Source organism: Sulfitobacter sp. PM12, assembly GCF_045586035.1.
GTDB classification, from domain to species: Bacteria; Pseudomonadota; Alphaproteobacteria; order Rhodobacterales; family Rhodobacteraceae; genus Sulfitobacter; species Sulfitobacter pontiacus.
The window spans coordinates 2,275,301-2,294,700 of the sequence record NZ_CP151529.1; the positions used below are offsets into that span (position 1 = coordinate 2,275,301).

Here is a 19,400-nt window from a genome sequence, read left to right on the forward strand (position 1 = left end):
CATGGAAGGTTTTACCATCATTGACGGGGTTGTGGCGCTTGTCATCGTTCTGTCGGCTTTGCTGGCTTATGGCCGCGGGCTTGTACGCGAATTTATGGCGATCGTGGGCTGGATTGCCGCCGCGATCCTTGCGTTTCTCTTCGCGCCGCAGGTTGAACCGCTGGTGTCAGAGATCCCTGTTGTGGGGGAATTCCTTGCCGACAGCTGCGAGCTTTCGATTATCGGGGCCTTTGCCATCGTCTTTGCCATCGCGCTGATTGTGGTCTCGCTGTTCACCCCGCTGTTTTCGTCGCTGGTGCAGCGCTCTGTTCTGGGTGGTCTGGATCAGGGGCTCGGGTTTCTTTTCGGCGTGGCGCGCGGCATCCTCTTGGTCGCCATCGCCTTCTTTGTCTATGACACCGTGATCACCGGCCAGACTTTCACCATGGTGGACGAAAGCCGGTCGGCACAGGTCTTCGGGCGCTTTACCGGCCAGATCGAAGAGCAGAACCCAGAAGCCGCATTGGGCTGGATCACCACCCGCTACGAGGCTCTGGTTGGTGCTTGCGGTGCCTAATCGCCGCTGACGCTGCCAAAAGTTAAACACGCGCCCCCGTTTTCGGGGGCGTTTGCGTTTCTGCCATATGTTGCATCGCAGCATATGCGGGGGCAAAATGTAACGGCGGGGTGACAAGGCCCGCCCAAAGTCCTACATAGCCCCTATCCCTTCATCGGATTCGGAGTTGCCCCGTTGTCCAAGATCATGCCCCCCGCGCACCCGTTTGATTCCTCCTATCTGCGTGATGCAGATGACGGGGATAAACTCAAAGAAGAATGCGGGGTGTTCGGCGTGATCGGCGTTGCAGACGCCTCGAACTTTGTGGCCCTCGGCCTGCACGCGTTGCAGCACCGTGGTCAGGAAGCCGGCGGGATCGTCAGCTATGATCCCGCTGCCGGTTTCCAGTCCGCCCGCCGCTTCGGCTATGTGCGCGACAACTTCACCTCGCAAAAGGTGATGGAGACGCTGCCCGGCGAACTGTCTATCGGGCATGTGCGTTATTCGACCTCTGGTCACAAAGGCCCGACAGCGATCCGCGATGTGCAGCCCTTCTTTGGCGAATTCGCCATGGGCGGTGCCGCGATTGCCCATAATGGCAATATCACCAACGCCAACGCCCTGCGCCGCGAGCTGATTGAACGCGGGTCGATCTTCCAGTCCTCGTCGGACAGCGAATGTATCATCCACCTGATGGCGCGGTCCCTGCAACGCAACATTCCCGAACGCATGGAAGACGCGCTGCGCCGTGTCGAAGGCGCGTTTTCGGTCGTGGCGATGACCCGCACCAAGCTGATCGGCGTGCGCGATCCTTTGGGCGTGCGCCCGCTGGTTCTGGGCAAGCTTGGCGACGGATGGGCGCTCAGCTCCGAGACCTGCGCGCTGGATATCATCGGTGCCGAATTCGTCCGCGAGATCGAGCCCGGCGAGATGGTCGTGATCACGCCTTCGGGCGTCGAAAGCCATTTCCCCTTCCGCCGTGTCGCATCGCGGTTCTGTATCTTTGAACACGTCTATTTCAGCCGCCCCGACAGCATCCTTGGCGGTCGTTCGGTCTATGAAACCCGCGAAGCCATCGGGCGCGAGCTGGCAAAGGAATCGCCGGTAGAGGCGGATCTTGTCTGCCCCGTCCCCGACAGCGGCACGCCTGCGGCCATCGGTTTCAGCCTCGAATCGGGTATTCCCTATGCGATGGGGATTATCCGCAACCAATACATGGGCCGGACCTTCATCGAACCGACCGAGCAGATCCGCAACATGGGCGTGCGGCTAAAGCTCAACGTGAACCGCGCGCTGATCAAGGGCAAGCGGGTCATTCTGGTCGACGATTCGGTTGTGCGTGGCACCACCAGCCGCAAGATCAAAGAGATGATCCTTGATGCCGGCGCGAAAGAGGTCCACTTCCGCATTGCTTCGCCCCCCACCGCGTGGCCCTGTTTCTACGGTGTGGACACGCCGCAACGTGAAAAGCTGCTGGCGGCCACCATGTCCGAAGAGGAAATGCGCGAGCATTTGCAAGTGGATAGCCTCAAGTTCATTTCGCTCGACGGGCTTTATCGCGCCGTGGGCGAGGCAGAGGGTCGCAACAACAAGTGCCCTCAATATTGCGATGCCTGCTTCTCGGGTGATTACCCCGTCACCCCTGCCGACCAGATCAATCAAGGGTTCGAGATGAAGCCAGCCGCCGAATAAGGCCGCCGCTTTCCGACAAGTTCCGCAAGGGCGGGCGCAGGGTTCAACCCCTCGCCCGCCCTTTTGCTGTGTTGTGCCCCCGTGCCGCTGGCAAAGCTTTGCCGACGTGCAAGCCAGTCTTTGCCAGCTTCCCCCGCGCCCTCTTTCGGCTGTCAGGCAGCTTTGTTAGCCCCTCGGTCTAACCATTCTTTGCCCCCCTAAGCGCAGCAAGAGGCACCCATGTCGACAGACGAAAAAGGCACTCCGACCCCGCAGAAAACACTTAATCTGGCAACGCAGCAGGCGTCCCTGCCCAAGCTCGCCCTGATTGGGACCTTCGGCAGCCTGACCGACCCCGGCGCGTTGATCCGCGATGGCCGCGGACGCATCCACCGCGTGACATTGAACGACAAGATCAGCGACGGCATCGTCGCCGCCATTGGCGACGACAGCGTAGTTCTGGCGCAGCGCGGGCGCACGGTGACGCTCAAACTTCCCAAAGGGTGAAACGCCCCGCGACATGACCCCGGGTGCCGCGCCCCTCTTGACGGGGGGCGGTGGCTCAGGCAAAGCCACCCCATGACAAAAACAGCTCTTATCACTGGCGCGTCCCGCGGTCTTGGTGCCGCCCTGGCCGAAGCACTTTGCGACACGCATCACATCATTGCAGTCGCCAAAACCACCGGTGCCCTGGAAGAGCTGGACGACCGCATCCAGTCCCGCGGCGGCAGCGCGACATTGGCCCCGATGGACATCACCAATGCCGATGCGATGGCGACCCTGTGCCGTGGCATCTATGACCGCTGGGGCAGCCTTGATCTTTGGCTGCACACCGCTGTCCATGCCGCCCCCTTGGCCCCGACCGATCACATCGACGCCAAAGACATGGCCAAATCTGTCGCCTGTAACGTCACCGCCACGTCTACCCTGATCACCTATGTGGCACCGCTGCTGGGGCAATCGGGTCAGGCCGTGTTCTTTGACGATCCGGTTGTAGCGACCAAGTTCTTCGGTAGCTACGGGGCCACCAAGGCCGCACAGATCGCGCTGGCCAAAAGCTGGCAGTCCGAAGCCGTGGCAATCGGCCCGCGCGTCCACATCATGACGCCCGCCCCCATGCCAACCGCGACACGCGCGCGTTTCCACCCCGGTGAAGACCGCGAGGCGCTGAACACGCCACAGTCGCAAGCCGCTGAAATTCTGGCGCAACTGGCTGTTTCCCAGCCTTAAAACATGATGCGGTGAAGGCTCCTGCCTTGCCGCGCCGCGCCCCGTCGCCTATCAAGGCGCAAAGGGGAATTTATGCGCATTCTGATCACCAACGACGACGGTATTCACGCTCCGGGTCTGAAGACCCTGCAGGGCATTGCCACCGACCTGGCCGGACCCGATGGCGAGGTCTGGACCGTGGCCCCCGCCTATGAACAATCCGGCGTCGGGCATTGCATCAGCTACACCAAGCCGATGATGGTCGAAAAGGTCAGCGACCGGCGCTTTTCGGTCGAGGGCAGCCCGGCCGATTGTGTGATGGCCGCACTGCACGACTGTATGTTGGATGCCCGCCCTGATCTGGTGCTGTCGGGTGTGAACCGCGGCAACAACGCGGCTGAAAACACGCTTTATTCCGGCACGATCGGTGGCGCGATGGAGGCGGCGCTGCAAGGCATCCCCGCCGTGGCGCTGTCGCAATATTACGGCCCTGCCAACCGTGATCTGGATGACCCGTTCGAGGCAGCCGCCGGCCACGGGGCCGATGTGATCCGCCGTATTCTGGATGCGACACCGGCGCATGGGGATGGCTACCGTCTGTTCTATAACGTGAATTTCCCGCCCGTCGCAGCGGCAGAGGTTCAGGGCATCCGTTTGGCCCCCCAGGGGATGCGCCGCGATACCAGCTTTTCCACGATCCCGCAGTTGTCGCCGTCAGGGCGGCGGTTCTTGTGGATCAAGGGCGCGGACCAGCAGATCCCGACGGACGACGGCACCGACGCCGCGCTGAACCTTGACGGCTATATCTCGGTCACGCCCATGCGCGCCGACCTCACCGCTCATGATACATTTGACGCGCTAAAAGCCATCAATACATGAACGACGAAGAAGACATCACAGACGCGACACGCAAGATGCAGTTTCTTTACGCACTCCGTTCCAAGGGCGTCACCGATGCCCGTGTCCTGAACGCGATGGAGCAGATCGACCGTGGTCCCTTCATCCGCGGCCTTTTCGCGTCCCGCGCCTACGAGGACATGCCCCTGCCGATCGCCTGCGGTCAGACCATCAGCCAGCCTTCGGTTGTGGCGCTGATGACGCAGGCGCTGGATGTGTCGTCGCGCGACAAGGTGCTCGAGGTGGGGACCGGATCAGGCTATCAGGCCGCGATCCTCAGCAAACTGGCGCGGCGCGTCTATACCATCGACCGCCACCGCAGGCTGGTGGTAGAGGCCCGCCAGATTTTCGAGGATCTGGCCCTGTCCAACATCACCGCGATCATAGGCGACGGCAGCTTTGGCCTGCCCGAACAGGCCCCCTTTGACCGGATCATCGTGACCGCCGCCGCCGAAGACCCCCCCGGCCCGCTTCTGGCTCAGCTCAAGGTGGGCGGCATCATGGTCGTGCCAGTTGGCCAGTCGGACACGGTTCAACACCTCATACGTGTACGCAAAACCGAGACCGGGCTGGAATATGACGAGCTGCGCAAGGTCCGCTTTGTTCCCTTGCTTGAAGGGCTGGGAAAAGACGGCTAAATGCAGTATAGCAAGGGGAACTCCGCCCGAACGGGGACCCCAAGGCGCTGACGGCACCGAAGACGAGGACGAGCAGATGACCCAACCAAACGTGACCCGTACCCTCAGGCTGACGGTACTGGCGGGCAGCTCTGCGCTTTTGCTCGCCGCTTGTGAACAGCCCCTTGATATGGATTTGCGCGGCGGCTTTGGCGACGGTTTCACCACCGCCCACGCAGCCACCGGCCCGCTGGATGAACGCCCCGCACCGGACAACCGCGGCGTGATTTCCTACCCCAACTATCAGGTCGCCGTGGCGCGGCGTGGCGATACGCTGTCTGACGTGGCCACCCGCGTGGGTGCCGATGTGGGCAGCCTGTCGCGCTACAACGGCATCGACCCCACTGTCCCCCTCCGCAAGGGAGAGATCATCGCCCTACCGACCCGCGTCGCCGAACCCTCGCCCGCGACTGGCGCGTCGGGCACCGGTCCGATCACCACCGCAGCGGTCGATATCCAGACCATCGCAGGCGGCGCGATCAACCGGGCGCCCGCCACCCCCGGCGTGCAGACCACCACCCTGCCCTCGGCGCAGACCACGACCCGCGAGAACCCCGCGAAACAGACCGGGATCGAGCCTGTGCGCCACAAGGTGGAACGTGGGGAAACCGCCTATACCATCGCGCGTCTCTATGCCGTGCCGGTTGAAACGCTGGCCGAATGGAACGGGCTTGGCGCTGATTTCTCTGTCCGCGAAGGGCAGTTCCTGCTGATCCCCGTGGCGCAGCAGGCCGCCCCGAAACGCAGCGCTGCAGTGCCAGCCGCCGCGACGGCCACTACACCGACAACGACCAGCTTGCCCGGCACCGGATCGCCAACGCCGACCCCGCCAAGCGCCGCGAAACCGCTACCGCCCGTGGACGAGAAGCCCGCCGCGCCAAAGCCCGAACCCGCCGCAGCCAAGCCTGTCGCCGATGTGGGCAAGACGACGCAACCCGCCTCTTCCGGCCGCATGTCGCCCCCGGTACAGGGCAGCATCATCCGCGCCTACTCCAAGGGCAAGAACGAGGGCATCAACATCAAGGGCACACCGGGTGCTGCGGTCAAAGCCGCCGATAGCGGCACAGTCGCCGCGATCACCAAAAGCGCCGAGGGCGTGCCGATTGTCGTGATCCGCCACCCTGACAACCTGCTGACCGTTTATGCCAATGTTGCAAATGTGTCGGTCGCCAAAGGGGATAGCGTCTCTAAAGGGGCAAGCATCGCCAAACTGCGCCCGGGCGATGATTCATTCGTACATTTCGAGGTGCGCAAAGGCTTTGATAGCGTCGATCCCACGCCCTACCTGAACTAAGCCAACTGGAAAACTGAACAGCTTCAAAACGCGGCCCCTTTTCGGGGCCGCTTGCTTTTGTGCAGGCCGCTTATCGCTTACAGCGCGACGCCGCGCCGCCCTGCCAGATCAACGAAGTACTGCCACGCCACACGGCCCGACCGCGCGCCACGGGTCGCTTGCCATTCGATCGCCTCGGCGTGCAGAGTCTTGGCGTCAATCTCGACCCCGTAGGCCTCGCAATAGCCGCGGATCATATCCAGATACTGTTTCTGGTCGCAGGGATGGAAGCCCAGCCACAGCCCGAACCGATCCGACAGCGATACTTTCTCTTCCACCGCCTCGGCAGGGTTGATGGCAGAGCCACGTTCGTTCTCGATCATGTCACGGGGCATCAGATGCCGCCGGTTCGACGTGGCATAAAGCACGACATTCTCTGGCCGTCCCTCGATCCCGCCATCCAGCACCGCCTTCAGCGATTTGTAATGCGCGTCATCATGACCAAAGCTCAGATCATCACAATAAAGAATAAACCGTTGCCGTGCACCGCGCAGCAGGCTCAGCAGACGGCCCACCGATGGCAGGTCCTCGCGTTGCAGTTCCACGATGCGCAAACGGTCGTGCGTCTCGCGGACATGGGCGTGCACGGCTTTCACAAGGCTCGACTTGCCCATCCCGCGCGCGCCCCACAGCAGGGCATTGTTGGCGGGCAGACCGGCGGCGAATTGCATCGTGTTGGCCAGCAACGTGTCGCGCGCACGATCCACCCCGACCAGCAGCGGCAGATCAACCTTGCTGACCGTTTCGACCGGTGCCAGATGGTCCGGCCCTGTCTGCCAGACAAAGGCCCCCGCTACATCAAAATCCGGGGTTTTCAGCGGCGGAGGAGACATCCTCTCCAACGCCGCTGCAATACGGTCCATCGGGTCACGGTTCACTTCAGGTCGTCCTCATCCTCTTCGAACTCTGCGAGGATCGGGTCATCATATTCGTCGTCATAATACCCGTCTGCGCGCAGCTGTTCTTCTCGTTTGCGTTCAACCCGCCCTACAAGAAAGATAGAGATTTCGTAAAGCCCGTAGACCACAACAAACAGGATCCCTTGGGTGATCACATCCGGCGGCGTGACAAGTGCGGCCAGCACCAGAATACCAACCACCGCATATTTGCGCACGTTGCCAAGCCCTTCGGCGCTGACCAGACCGGCCTTGCCCATCAGGGTCAGCAATACGGGCAGCTGAAAGCACAGGCCAAAGGCCACGATGAACTTGATCGTCAGGCTCAGATATTCCTGAGCCGACCCCTGGAACGCGATGGCCGCGATCCCGCCTGCGTTATCCGTCCCCTCGCCGACAAGCGTGCCCGCCTGCTGGAACCCGAGGAAGAAATCGAAAGCCAGCGGCGTCACGACATAAAAGGCAAAGGACGCGCCCAAAAAGAACATCAGCGGGCTCGAGATCAGGAAGGGCAGAAACGCGCCCTTCTCGTTCTTGTAAAGCCCCGGTGCCACGAAGCGCCACAGTTGGTAGCTGATATAGGGAAAGCCCAAAACCAGCCCGCCCAGCAAAGAGATAGAGATGGCGACGAAAAAGCCCTCTTGCAGCTTGATCAGGATCAACCCGCAGTCTTCCTGCCCACGCTCGGCCATAGCCGAACACAAAGGGTTCGTCAGGAAGTTAAAGATCGGATTCCAGACGGTAAAACAGATCACCATGCCGATGATAAAGGCGATCACCGAATGGATCAGCCGCGTGCGCAGCTCGGCCAGATGCTCGATCAGCGGGGCGGCGCTGTCGTCAATATCGTCTGATGCACTCATGTGTCACTCTTTTTGGCCGCTGGCGCTTTGGGCGCGGCTTTCTTGGCCGCAGGTTTCGCTGCGGCAGGTTTCTTGGCGGCAGGCTTCTTCGCGGGCGTGGCTTTGGCTGGCGCTTTGGCGGCAGCTGCCTTCTTGGCTGGCGCTTTCTTGGCAGGAGCTTTCGCCGCCGGCTTCTCGATCTGCGGCGCGGCGGCGGGTGTCGCCAGTTTGGCCTCTGCGGCGTCGGCCTGTGCCAGCGCTTCGGCAGCTTCACGCTGCTTGCGCTCGGCACCGGCACGGGCGGTGGCGGCCTGGATCTTCTTGACATCCTCGGCCCGCTGCGAGGCCAGTTTGCCCGTCTCGCTTTCGGGGTCGAATTTGGACAGGGATTTGGTCGCTGACTTCACTTCGTCCATCGCCGATCCCAGCGGGTTCGTCGCGGTTTTCAACGTCTTGTTCAAACTGGACGACATTTCGCGCATGCCCGTGTCATCGGCGGCATCATTCATCGCATTGCTGAACTCGCGCGCCATCCCCTTGGCCTTGCCCACAAACTGGCCGACCTTGCGAAACAGCACGGGCAGGTCCTTGGGACCCACCACAATCAGCGCGACAACGCCAACGACCAACAGCTCTGACCACCCCATATCAAACATGAGAGATTACACCCGGTCCTTGTCGGTCTTCGTGTCGGTGACAACAACGGTGTCATCGCTCAGCTCGGCAGTGTCCTTGTCGCCGTTTTTCACGTCATCTTCGCCTTCGCTGATGCCTTTCTTAAAGCTGGTGATACCCTTGCCGACTTCGCCCATCAGGCTGGAAATCTTGCCGCGCCCGAACAGGACCAGCACCACAACGGCAATCAGCAAAAGACCCGGAAGGCCGATATTGTTCAACATAGTCTCAACTCCATAATCCGAATGTGAGGCAGGGGGACTGCCCCCGCCGGTAAACTCTGTCTCTTTTTAGGCCCCTGCTCTGGCAGCTTGAAGGGCCAAAGCGTTTCCCTCGCCGCGCGGCCCCGCAAAATTTACACCCTCCGACGACCGCCCCAACACTCCTGACAGTTTTTTGGCAGTTGTCTTGCACCCTGCCCGCCTGCGTGGCACATAGAAACCATGCGCCGCAGCGATCGATTGTTTTCCCTGCTCTCCCTCTTGGGCGACCACCAGCTTCACCGGGCCGAGGATATGGCGCAGGCGGCGGGCGTGTCCTTGCGCACGCTCTACCGCGACATTGCGCGGCTGCAGGCGTCGGGCGTTGCGATCACCGGCACCCGTGGCGCAGGCTACCGGCTGACACCGGCGACGGTGCTGCCGCCGCTATCCCTCTCCCCCGAAGAGATAGAGGCGTTGCAACTTGCCCTCGCCGTTGTGCTTGAAACAACCGACCCCGACCTACAGGCCGCCGCGACCTCTCTGGCGCAAAAAATCGATGCGGCCTTGCCCGAGACCGCACAGCCCGCAACGCAGGACTGGCAGCGCATCGAACACCCTTTCGCCAATGCCGCGCGGGGGATGGGGCATCTGCCCGTGCTGCGCGCCGCAATCCGCGCGCGCCAGAAACTCAGGATCGTCTACAACGCCGACGATGGCACGCTCGATACGCTGGTGCTCCACCCCCACAGGCTCAGCCATGCCGCCCGCAGTTGGACCCTGTCAGGTTGGGATGAAACCAAAGGGCAAAACACCACCCTGCGGCTTGACCTGATCGAGGCGACACACCCGCTGCCCGCGCTATTCACCGCGCCGCCCGCCTTCCAAATGGATTAAATCCTCGCCGAAGGCATCCCGCGGTGCCACAGGGGCAGCCGCCAGCGGTCTACCCTGCCGCATGCACCGGAAAGACAAAACAACGATCGCGGCGCACGGTCAGCCACATGATGGCCCCGGGCTGCGGCAAAAAGACATTGGGCACGGTGGCGCGCAGGGTGCTGCCGTCATGGTCCATGACAAACTCCACGAGACTCTCATTCCCCATGAAACGCGCACGCGCAACAACGGCGCGGGCTGCGGTGCCATCGGTCGAGGTTGGCAACGGGCCCTTGCCCGCACGGTCAAAGTCGATGCGCAAATGCTGGGGGCGGAATACGATATCCACCTGCGTCCCGTCCGGCACGCCGGGGGCCAGAAACCGGCCAAAGACCGTATGCGCAAGCGCCCCAGACACCTCGGCCCGCAGCACATTCGCGTCCGAGAAAAACGCCACCGACGCGCGGTCGACGGGACGCGTATACACGTTATAGGGGGCCCCCTGCTGCACGATCTTGCCATCGCGCATCAAGGCGATCTCGTCTGCCATGCGCATGGCTTCCTCGGGCTCGTGGGTGACCAGCAAGACGGCGGTACCTTCCTCTTTCAGGATGCCCAAAGTCTCGTCCCGGATGTCATCGCGCAGCCGGTTATCAAGACCCGAGAAGGGCTCGTCCATCAGCATGATCTTGGGCCGCGGGGCCAAGGCACGCGCCAGCGCCACGCGCTGTTGTTCGCCCCCTGACAGTTGATGCGGATAGCCGTCGATGAACCGCAGCAGGTCCACACGCTCAAGCAGTTCCTCGATACGGGCGCGGCGTTCGGCCTTGGTGCCGGTTTTTAGGCCAAAGCCCACGTTGTCGGCCACGCTAAGATGCGGAAAAAGCGCGAAATCCTGAAACATCAACCCGATCTCGCGCCGTTCGGGGGGCACGCGGAAAACCGTGTCACAGATCAGCTTGCCATCAACGTGGATCGTCCCGCTGTCCTGCATCTCGACGCCGGCGATCATCCGCAGGGTGGTCGACTTGCCGCAGCCCGATGGCCCCAGCAGACAGGTCACCTGCCCCGGCATGATTTTCAGGCTGACATCATCCACGACGGCCCGCCCGCCATAGGCGCGCTGCAGATTCTTGATTTCCAGTCGGGGATGCTCGTCAGTCAAGTCAGTCATGGGCGCGGTCTAATCCGATCAATTCGCTCGGGATCGACCGCTATCAGCCCCGCCGCGCGCCCGCAAGCACCGCCGCGAAGCCTGCGACCAGAACGACCACACAAATCACCAAAAGCTGTTCGTATTTATGCCCCTCTGGCAGCACCGCGGCAAAGGCGGGCCACGCACGGGCAAAATAGGCAAAGGCCCCAATCATCGCCGCCCCGAAGGCCGCCAGATAGGCCCATAGGGCGATCTGCCGCTGCATCACCAGCCCGACCACCAGCACCGGCGTCAGGAACATCGACGCAGTACCCGACACAGCCACCGCATCAAACAGCGTCGCATTGCCCCAGAGGGTCAGCACCGTGCCCGCGGCCATAAAGCCCAGCATCACGATCCGCCCGCCGTTCAGGCTACGCGGTGCGAGCTTCAGCTCTTCAACCACCAGACGCGCGGCAGACGAGAGCGCGGAATCCAGCGTGCTCAGCGCCGAGACCAGCAAAGAGATCATCAGCGCGACAAACACCCACGCAGGAAACATCGTGGCCCAGGTGCCGATCAGCTCGCCCTCGTAGGCCGCACCGACAAGGCTCGCCTGAATGCCGAAGAACCCGAAGCCGATGATACACAGGGTCGAGATCCAGAAGGCATGCAGAAAGGACCGGCGCGTCACCTCCGGGTCGGCGATAAAGCCGCGGTCCATCATCACCGGATCATGCGCGGGGTAGGAAAACACTTGCAACAACGCCACGGCCAGCAAGACCCAGCCGTTATAGGCCCCTGCGGTCCCCGGTGCCGTGACAACCGCCCCCAGATCGAAGCCGGGCGACACGACCAGCGCCACAAAGGCGACCCCGAAAACCACAAGGAACACGACCATCTGCACCACATCGGTGCGCAGCGCGGCACTTAGCCCGCCCCAAGCGGAATAGCCCAGCCCCACGAGCGCCACGATCAGGATCGCAGGCGTGCCGCTGCCCGCCAACACGGCGTTAAAGATCAGCCCCACCACCAGCAGATTGGCAAACACCTCGGACAAGAGCCGCAGCGCGATGACCAGATTATAACAGGCATTGCCCGCCCCGCCAAAGCGCGCGCCCAGCCAATCCTGCACCGACATGGCTCCGTTCTGGCGCAGACGTCCGACGATAAAGCCCCCGGTCAGGAAAGACCCATAGTAGGCCGCATAGGCCAGCGTGCCCGCGATGCCGTAGTAATATCCCAGGATCGCCGCGTTCATCAGGCTGCGCGCGAAAATCCATGTGGTGACCTGGCTGAGCACCAGCGTCCAAAGCCCCGGCGCACCGCCTTGGGCCGTCATCCCGCCAAAGAACCCCTCGACCGAGGCGCGGCGCGGTGCGGCCAGCAGACTTGCGGCGATGATGGCACCGAAGAGGACAAACAGAACAATGGGGGACATCCGGGAATACCTTTGAAAGGGACAGTAACGTCCATGGGTAGCCTAGCAAAAACCGCCGCGCTATCTGTTGCGCGGCGGTCTGTCGTAAACGTGATGAAATATGTCAGACGGGCGCGCGTGCCGCGCGGACATCACAGCGCCCGCCCCTCGCCCTTACATCGTGATATTGGTCGCCCCGCCGTCAAGCAGCAAGTTCTGCCCGACGATAAAGCCCGCGTGTTGCGAGCACAGAAAAGCACAGGCCGCGCCGAATTCATGCCGCGTGCCATAGCGCCCTGCGGGAATCGTCGATGCGCGCTCGGTGCGGGCCTCTTCCAGCGTGATGCCCTTTTGTTTGACGACGCCGCCATCCAGTGCATCGGCGCGGTCGGTTGCGTGGATGCCGGGCAGAAGGTTGTTGATCGTGACACCCTTGCCCGCGACCTGACGCGAGGTGCCCGCGACATAGCCGGTCAGACCGGTACGGGCCGAGTTGCTGAGCCCCAGAACGCCGATTGGCGCGCGTACGGATTGCGAGGTGATGTTGACGACGCGGCCCCAGCCACGGTCCATCATCGCAGGCACCAGTGCCTTGATCATCGCAATGGGGGCCAGCATGTTCGCGTCCAGCGCTTTGATGAAATCCTCGCGGTCCCAATCACTCCACATGCCGGGGGGTGGGCCGCCTGCGTTATTGACCAGAATGTCGATCTGGCCCGCGGCCTCCAGCACCAGATTCTGGCCTTCATCCGTGGCGATATCGGCGGCGATGGTGGTGACCTCGACGCCATAGTCCTGACGGATGCGTTCGGCGGCTGTTTCCAGATCAGCGGCACCGCGTGCGTTCATCACCAGATCCACACCCGCTTCGGCCAGCGCCTCTGCGCAGCCCAGGCCGAGGCCCTTTGACGATGCGCAAACCAATGCGCGTTTTCCCTTGATTCCCAGATCCATAGCGATCTCTCCCGGTTAGTGTTCGCGCAAGTCGTAGCACTGTCTTCGCGGACAATGCCAGCAAAAGGCCAAAGGCTTGACCCGAATGGGACACAATCCTATGGCAAAGAGATACGAACCACCGGCAGTTGTGTGACTGCCGGCCCCGATATCATTCATCTTTCGCGCGCAAAGGCCCGCCCCATGACCTCGCCCCGTCCTTCCCCTCCGCAAAGCGTCCCTGTCTTTCGTGCGACGCAATTCACGGCGACGGATGGTGCGAATATGGGCGACACGCTGTCTTTTGCCTCGGAACTGTTGCTGGATGATGTGTACGAGCTGTCCTACGGGGCGGAACCAGTGCGCCTGTCGATCCAGACGGCACCGGATGGCAGCCTGTCGATCGCGCCCGATACGCAAACCGGCACCAGCGGGGCCGCCCTGCATCTGGATTGCGCACTGACCTTCATGTCGCCTGACGGGCAGATCAACGATGCGATCCTGCTGGTCGAAGTGGCCGATGACGGCCATGCCGAAGCAATCTATCTCATCCCGCTCAGCGCGCTGTCGTCCAAAGTGGAATACCGGCTGGTTGGCATCGACACCGAGACGATGCGCCAGAAGTTCGCGCAGGTGGCCTGTGTGTCCTTCACACGCGGCACGCATATCACCATGGCCACCGGTGAGCAGCGCCCGATCGAAGAACTCTGCGTCGGGGACAAGGTCCTGACCCGCGATGACGGTGTGCAGGCGATCCGCTGGATCGGACAAAGCACCGTGCGCGCGGTTGGCGAATTTGCCCCGATCTGCATTAACGCGGGCACATTGAACAACGACAATGACCTGATCGTCAGCCCCGATCACCGCCTGTTCATCTACCAACGCGAAGACCGTCTGGGCGCCGGCCGGTCAGAGCTGCTGGTCAAGGTCCGCCATCTGGTCAACGGCGATACGGTACGGGTGCAGGACGGCGGCTTTGTCGACTATTTCCAACTGCTGTTTGACGGGCACCAGATCATCTATGCCGAAGGCATCGCGGCGGAATCCATGCTGATCGACAGCCGCACCAAAGGCGTGCTGCCGCAAGAGCTGTCGGACGCTATGGGCGATGTCATCCCCGGCCATTCTGACCTGCCCCATGCGGGGCTGGATGTGTCGGAACCCCTGCTGGACCGCCCCGACGCGGCAGAACTGCTGCGTCGCGCCAGCATGCGCTGATCAGCCAAAGAATTCCTCGCGCACGATCTTGCCATTGGCCACGTGGTAGATGGCGACCTCTTTCATCTCCATCTCGGTGCCGCTTTCCTTTTCGCGCGCCGCAACATCAAAGAGGACAGCAAAACGGTCATCGCCATGGAGCATCGGGTCGCTGACATTCTGACGCGTCACCTCCATCGCGCTGTCCCACCACGCATGCTTGCCCTTGATGCCCTCAAGGCCCTGCGTCTCGCGCCCGTTTCCGTGGTCCATCCCTTCAACCGACACGGCGTCCTGCGCGTAAAGCCGATCAAGGTTCGCCACCTCATGGCCCTCGCGGCAGCCTTTTACCAACGCATCTGCGATCTCTTTCAATTCCATTGTCACACCCCCTCTGGTTTCATCTGCCCCCATCATACCGCATTTTCGCGCCGACCCCCAAGAAAATGCCACCACCCGCCTGATCCAAGCAGACTTGCGCGTGTGTACGGGCGTGGATATATGCCAATCCATGTTGGATACCCCCTCAAACCGCCCCGCTTTGCCTGCCGAAATCGCTCGGCGTCGCACCTTTGCGATCATTTCCCACCCCGATGCGGGGAAAACCACGCTGACAGAGAAATTCCTGCTGTTCGGCGGGGCGATCCAGATGGCCGGACAGGTCCGGGCCAAGGGCGAGGCGCGACGCACCCGCTCTGACTTTATGGCGATGGAAAAGGATCGCGGTATCTCTGTCTCGGCCTCGGCCATGTCGTTCGATTTCATGAACAAGGGCACGAATTTCCGCTTTAACCTTGTGGATACGCCCGGCCACTCTGACTTTTCCGAAGATACCTACCGCACGCTGACCGCCGTTGACGCGGCCGTGATGGTGATTGACGGCGCGAAAGGCGTGGAAAGCCAGACGCAAAAGCTGTTCGAGGTCTGCCGCATGCGCGACCTGCCGATCCTGACATTCTGTAACAAGATGGACCGCGAAAGCCGCGATGTCTTCGAGATCATCGACGAGATTCAGGAAAACCTTGCCATTGATGTGACCCCTGCAAGCTGGCCCATCGGCGTCGGCCGCGACTTTATCGGCTGCTACGACATCCTGCGCGACAGGCTTGAGCTGATGGACCGTGCGGACCGGAACAAGGTCGCTGAAAGCATCGCAATCGAAGGGTTGGATGACCCGAAGCTGGCCGAACACGTACCCGCCGCCCTGCTTGAGAAGCTGCGCGAAGACCTTGAAATGGTGCGCGAGCTGATGCCGCCGCTGGATGCGGCGCTGATGGCCGAAGGGTCGCTGACACCGATCTGGTTCGGCTCTGCGATCAACAGCTTTGGCGTCAAGGAACTGATGGACGGGATCGCCACCTACGGCCCCGAACCGCAGATTCAATCGGCAGAGCCAAGACAGATTTTACCTGAAGAACCAAAGGTTTCCGGCTTTGTCTTCAAGGTTCAGGCGAACATGGACCCCAAGCACCGCGACCGCGTGGCCTTTGTCCGTCTGGCGTCGGGCCATTTTACCCGTGGCATGAAACTGACCCATGTGCGGTCCAAGAAAACCATGTCTGTCACCAACCCCGTGATGTTCCTTGCCGCCGACCGCGAGCTGGCCGAGGAAGCATGGGCCGGTGACATCATCGGCATTCCCAACCACGGGCAGCTGCGCATCGGTGACACCCTGACCGAGGGCGAGGCGATCCGCGTCAGTGGCATCCCGTCCTTCGCGCCAGAGCTGTTGCAGGGCGTGCGCGCGGGCGATCCGATGAAATCGAAACACCTTGAAAAAGCGCTGATGCAATTCGCCGAAGAAGGTGCGGCGAAGGTCTTTAAACCCGCCATCGGCTCGGGCTTTGTTGTGGGCGTCGTCGGGCAGCTACAGTTCGAAGTGCTCGCCAGCCGGATCGAGCTGGAATACGGGCTGCCGGTGCGGTTCGAACAATCGCAGTTCACCTCGGCGCGATGGGTGAACGGTGACCGACAAGCCGTTGATAAATTTACAGAAGCCAATAAACAGCATATCGCCCATGACCACGATGGCGACATCGTTTACCTGACGCGGCTGCAATGGGATATCGACCGTGTGGACCGCGATTACCCCGACGTGCGCCTGACCGCGACCAAGGAAATGATGGTCTGACTTGGGCTTGCCAGCCCGACCGACGCACCGCAAACTGGCCCCATGACTGATGTGACATGGGGCATCGCCTCTACCATTCTGGCACCGACGCGCGACATATTGCAGTTCGCCGCCTATCATCTGGCGGCGGGCGCGCAGCGGCTTTACATCTATCTGGATGCGCCCAATGACGAGGCCTTTGCCCATCTGGACGCCCATCCCAAGATCCGTGTCATCACCTGCGACGCGCGCTATTGGAAGCAGCGCAAACGCGATCGGCCAGACGCCCACCAGCAACGCCAGACGGCAAACGCGACCCATGCCTACAACCGCCGCCGCGAGGTGGACTGGCTGATCCACATGGACGCGGACGAGTATCTGGTCGCAGACCGCCCGATCGCTGACATTCTGGCCGATATCCCGCAAGCTGCGCCCGCCACCCGCATCCGCCCGATGGAGCAGCTTTCAGGCGATCCGACGGCGTTCAAGGGCTTCATCCCCGCGGGCCCCGACCGCGCGCGCATTGTGGCAGAGCTTTATCCGACCTATGGCGCTTATTTGAAGGGCGGGTTTCTCAGCCATCTTGCGGGCAAGGTATTTGTCCGCACGGGGCTGCCGAATATGCATCTGCGCATCCACAACGTCTTTCAAAAAGGCGAGATGCTGGACTGTCACGACGCCCCGCCCGACATCACGCTGGCCCATGCCCATGCGAAAACATGGGACGACTGGATCGCCGCCTACCGCTACCGCGTCACCAAGGGCAGCTACCGCCCCGAACTGCGCCCCAACCGCCCCTATGACCAAGGCGGTCTGTCGCTCAACGACCTTTTCTCCATGATAGAGAGTGAAAGCGGCGAGGACGGGTTACGCGCGTTTTTCGACGAAGTCTGCGCAGATACACCGGAATTGCGCAGCCGCCTGCGCGACCACGGGCTGCTACGCGAGGTTGATCTGGCGCTGCCCAACCAACTGGCAACACATTTCCCCCGTTTCACAGGGCTTTAGCGCATCCATTTGACGCGACGGGGAGTCTTTGTTAATGGGTGCAGAACATGTCGCGGAGAGCCTCCGCCCCTTGGGCCATGCGGGCCGACATGAATGCTGCCGCGGGCCAAGTGTATGTCCGCTATCATCGGACACACATGACAAAATTTTCTGATCTAAACCTTAATCCTAAAGTCCTGAAAGCCATTGATGAGGCCGGGTATGAAACCCCCACGCCGATTCAGGCCGGCGCGATCCCCCCTGCCCTTGAAGGCAAGGATGTCTTGGGAATCGCCCAAACAGGCACCGGCAAAACTGCCAGCTTTACCCTGCCCATGATTACCCTGCTTGCCCGTGGCCGCGCCCGCGCCCGGATGCCGCGCAGTCTGGTGCTGTGCCCCACGCGGGAACTGGCGGCACAGGTGGCCGAGAACTTCGACACCTATACCAAGCACCTGAAACTGACCAAAGCGCTGCTGATTGGCGGTGTGTCGTTCGGAGAGCAGGACAAGCTGATCGACAAGGGCGTCGACGTTTTGATCGCCACGCCCGGCCGTCTGATCGACCACTTTGAGCGCGGCAAGCTGATCTTGTCCGATGTGAAGATCATGGTCGTAGACGAGGCCGACCGGATGCTGGATATGGGGTTCATCCCCGATATCGAACGCATCTTCCAGATGACGCCCTTTACCCGTCAGACGCTGTTCTTCTCGGCCACTATGGCCCCCGAGATCGAGCGGATTACGAACACCTTCCTCTCTGCGCCCGAGCGTATCGAAGTGGCCCGTCAGGCCACCACGAGCGAGAATATCGAGCAAGGCGTGCTGATGTTCAAAGCCTCGCGCAAGGACCGCGAAGCGACGGAAAAACGTAAAGTGCTGCGCGCGTTGATCGACGCCGAAGGCGACAAATGCACCAACGCGATCATCTTCTGCAACCGCAAGATGGATGTGGATACGGTCGCTAAGTCGTTGAAAAAATACGGCTATGACGCGGCTCCGATCCATGGGGATCTTGATCAAAGCCAGCGGACCAAAACACTGGAAGGGTTCCGCAACGGCGATCTGCGCTTCCTTGTTGCCTCTGACGTGGCGGCGCGCGGCCTTGATGTGCCGTCGGTGAGCCACGTGTATAACTACGACGTGCCCTCCCATGCCGAGGATTACGTGCACCGGATCGGCCGCACGGGTCGCGCGGGACGTGATGGCAAGGCGATCATGATCTGCGTCCCGCGGGACGAAAAGAACCTCGAAGACGTTGAACGTCTGGTACAGCGCGAGATCCCGCGCCTCGACAACCCCTTGGGCGGTTCGGAGGCAAAAGTGGCCCCAGCGGCAGAGGCCAAGACAGCCGATGCCCCCGCTGCGAAATCCGATGAGGCGGCCAAATCTGAGAAGCCCAAACGCACCCGCACCCGTAGCCGTAAAAAGCCTGATGCGGCTAAGGTCGACGCTGAACAGACAGAGACGGCGCAGACAGACAGCCCCAAGGCGGACAAATCCGATGCCAAAGCGGACGCCAAATCTGATGCAAAGCCGCAAGACAAAAAGTCGGACAAACCAGCCAAGGAGTCCGCAGATAAAGCCCCTGCCCAAAAGGCAGACGCCGCTCAGGACGACAAACCCAACAACCGTCGCGGTGGCCGTGGCGGGCGCGGTGATAACAACCGCAATGACAACAACCGTCAGCAGAACAACCGCAACGACAACCGTGTCGTCGGTCTGGGCGATCACACGCCCGAGTTCATCGGCCTAAGCTTTGCCGAGCGTCGCGAATAACCCCACGCACCACTGACAGAAACGATTAA

At 61.7% G+C, this 19,400-nt stretch carries 20 protein-coding genes; 12 read left to right on the top strand and 8 right to left on the bottom strand.

The window, feature by feature from the left end; genetic code table 11:
• Position 1 precedes the first annotated feature (1 nt).
• From AADW22_RS11145 to AADW22_RS11175, 7 genes are all read left to right on the top strand, one after another.
• Positions 2-556 carry a CvpA family protein gene (locus AADW22_RS11145; RefSeq protein WP_005853908.1) on the top strand — a complete coding sequence of 185 codons (555 nt, stop codon included), beginning with the start codon at positions 2-4 and terminating at the stop codon, positions 554-556.
• Between the two features lie 186 nt (positions 557-742).
• Positions 743-2,227, top strand: coding sequence for an amidophosphoribosyltransferase (gene purF / locus AADW22_RS11150; protein ID WP_037944446.1), 1,485 nt, complete (start codon positions 743-745; stop codon positions 2,225-2,227).
• A 219-nt stretch (positions 2,228-2,446) separates the two neighbouring features.
• A complete protein-coding gene (locus AADW22_RS11155) occupies positions 2,447-2,713 on the top strand; it encodes a hypothetical protein (RefSeq protein WP_005853915.1) in 267 nt (88 codons plus the stop codon).
• 72 nt (positions 2,714-2,785) lie between these two features.
• Positions 2,786-3,436 (top strand): SDR family oxidoreductase, encoded by a 651-nt coding sequence (locus AADW22_RS11160; protein WP_009824837.1) that lies wholly within the window; start codon positions 2,786-2,788, stop codon positions 3,434-3,436.
• A gap of 72 nt (positions 3,437-3,508) precedes the next feature.
• A complete protein-coding gene (gene surE, locus AADW22_RS11165) occupies positions 3,509-4,294 on the top strand; it encodes a 5'/3'-nucleotidase SurE (RefSeq protein WP_037944447.1) in 786 nt (261 codons plus the stop codon).
• The gene (locus tag AADW22_RS11170; protein WP_005853921.1) at positions 4,291-4,950 is read left to right on the top strand and encodes a protein-L-isoaspartate(D-aspartate) O-methyltransferase; all 660 of its coding nucleotides are present in this window, start codon (positions 4,291-4,293) and stop codon (positions 4,948-4,950) included. Before surE ends, AADW22_RS11170 begins: the two co-directional genes overlap by 4 nt.
• 76 nt (positions 4,951-5,026) lie before the next feature.
• Positions 5,027-6,283: a LysM peptidoglycan-binding domain-containing M23 family metallopeptidase gene (locus tag AADW22_RS11175; protein WP_317938322.1), complete on the top strand. Its 1,257-nt coding sequence runs from the start codon at positions 5,027-5,029 to the stop codon at positions 6,281-6,283.
• A 77-nt stretch (positions 6,284-6,360) separates the two neighbouring features.
• Here the strand turns inward: AADW22_RS11175 and AADW22_RS11180 are convergent, their stop codons facing one another.
• Genes AADW22_RS11180 through AADW22_RS11195 form a run of 4 tightly spaced genes read right to left on the bottom strand, consistent with a single transcriptional unit; the run spans position 6,361 to position 8,959 of the window.
• Entirely contained in the window at positions 6,361-7,200 is an 840-nt protein-coding gene (locus tag AADW22_RS11180; RefSeq protein WP_407473731.1) for an ATP-binding protein, read from the bottom strand.
• Positions 7,197-8,081 (bottom strand): twin-arginine translocase subunit TatC, encoded by an 885-nt coding sequence (gene tatC, locus AADW22_RS11185; RefSeq protein ID WP_005853927.1) that lies wholly within the window; start codon positions 8,079-8,081, stop codon positions 7,197-7,199. Before tatC ends, AADW22_RS11180 begins: the two co-directional genes overlap by 4 nt.
• The gene (tatB, locus tag AADW22_RS11190; RefSeq protein WP_180827831.1) at positions 8,078-8,716 is read right to left on the bottom strand and encodes a Sec-independent protein translocase protein TatB; all 639 of its coding nucleotides are present in this window, start codon (positions 8,714-8,716) and stop codon (positions 8,078-8,080) included. Before tatB ends, tatC begins: the two co-directional genes overlap by 4 nt.
• Positions 8,717-8,722: 6 nt before the next feature.
• On the bottom strand, positions 8,723-8,959 hold the full coding sequence (locus tag AADW22_RS11195; RefSeq protein ID WP_005853930.1) for a twin-arginine translocase TatA/TatE family subunit: 237 nt from the start codon (positions 8,957-8,959) through the stop codon (positions 8,723-8,725).
• Positions 8,960-9,178: 219 nt separating this feature from the next.
• Between AADW22_RS11195 and AADW22_RS11200 the strand changes: the two genes are divergently transcribed.
• A complete protein-coding gene (locus AADW22_RS11200; RefSeq protein WP_289080014.1) occupies positions 9,179-9,832 on the top strand; it encodes a YafY family protein in 654 nt (217 codons plus the stop codon).
• Positions 9,833-9,881: 49 nt separating this feature from the next.
• Here the strand turns inward: AADW22_RS11200 and AADW22_RS11205 are convergent, their stop codons facing one another.
• From AADW22_RS11205 to AADW22_RS11215, 3 genes are all read right to left on the bottom strand, one after another.
• On the bottom strand, positions 9,882-10,985 hold the full coding sequence (locus tag AADW22_RS11205; protein ID WP_407473732.1) for an ABC transporter ATP-binding protein: 1,104 nt from the start codon (positions 10,983-10,985) through the stop codon (positions 9,882-9,884).
• 43 nt (positions 10,986-11,028) lie between these two features.
• Positions 11,029-12,387, bottom strand: a complete 1,359-nt coding sequence (locus AADW22_RS11210; RefSeq protein ID WP_037964191.1) for a sodium:proline symporter — start codon at positions 12,385-12,387, stop codon at positions 11,029-11,031.
• A 153-nt stretch (positions 12,388-12,540) separates the two neighbouring features.
• Positions 12,541-13,320, bottom strand: a complete 780-nt coding sequence (locus AADW22_RS11215) for an SDR family oxidoreductase (RefSeq protein WP_407473733.1) — start codon at positions 13,318-13,320, stop codon at positions 12,541-12,543.
• A gap of 183 nt (positions 13,321-13,503) precedes the next feature.
• Here AADW22_RS11215 and AADW22_RS11220 point away from each other — a divergent pair, with 183 nt between their 5' ends.
• Positions 13,504-14,517, top strand: coding sequence for a Hint domain-containing protein (locus tag AADW22_RS11220; RefSeq protein ID WP_005853939.1), 1,014 nt, complete (start codon positions 13,504-13,506; stop codon positions 14,515-14,517).
• On the opposite strand, the gene AADW22_RS11225 is transcribed toward AADW22_RS11220, so the two are convergent.
• Complete coding sequence (locus tag AADW22_RS11225) at positions 14,518-14,877, bottom strand: nuclear transport factor 2 family protein (RefSeq protein ID WP_132997264.1); 360 nt, start codon at positions 14,875-14,877, stop codon at positions 14,518-14,520.
• Between the two features lie 130 nt (positions 14,878-15,007).
• Here AADW22_RS11225 and AADW22_RS11230 point away from each other — a divergent pair, with 130 nt between their 5' ends.
• The 3 genes from AADW22_RS11230 to AADW22_RS11240 all read left to right on the top strand — a co-directional run bounded on the left by AADW22_RS11230 (position 15,008) and on the right by AADW22_RS11240 (position 19,371).
• A complete protein-coding gene (locus AADW22_RS11230; protein ID WP_005853943.1) occupies positions 15,008-16,627 on the top strand; it encodes a peptide chain release factor 3 in 1,620 nt (539 codons plus the stop codon).
• Between the two features lie 42 nt (positions 16,628-16,669).
• Positions 16,670-17,614 carry a glycosyltransferase family 2 protein gene (locus AADW22_RS11235; protein WP_168591957.1) on the top strand — a complete coding sequence of 315 codons (945 nt, stop codon included), beginning with the start codon at positions 16,670-16,672 and terminating at the stop codon, positions 17,612-17,614.
• Positions 17,615-17,751: 137 nt separating this feature from the next.
• Complete coding sequence (locus AADW22_RS11240; RefSeq protein ID WP_304950870.1) at positions 17,752-19,371, top strand: DEAD/DEAH box helicase; 1,620 nt, start codon at positions 17,752-17,754, stop codon at positions 19,369-19,371.
• Positions 19,372-19,400: the final 29 nt, after the last annotated feature.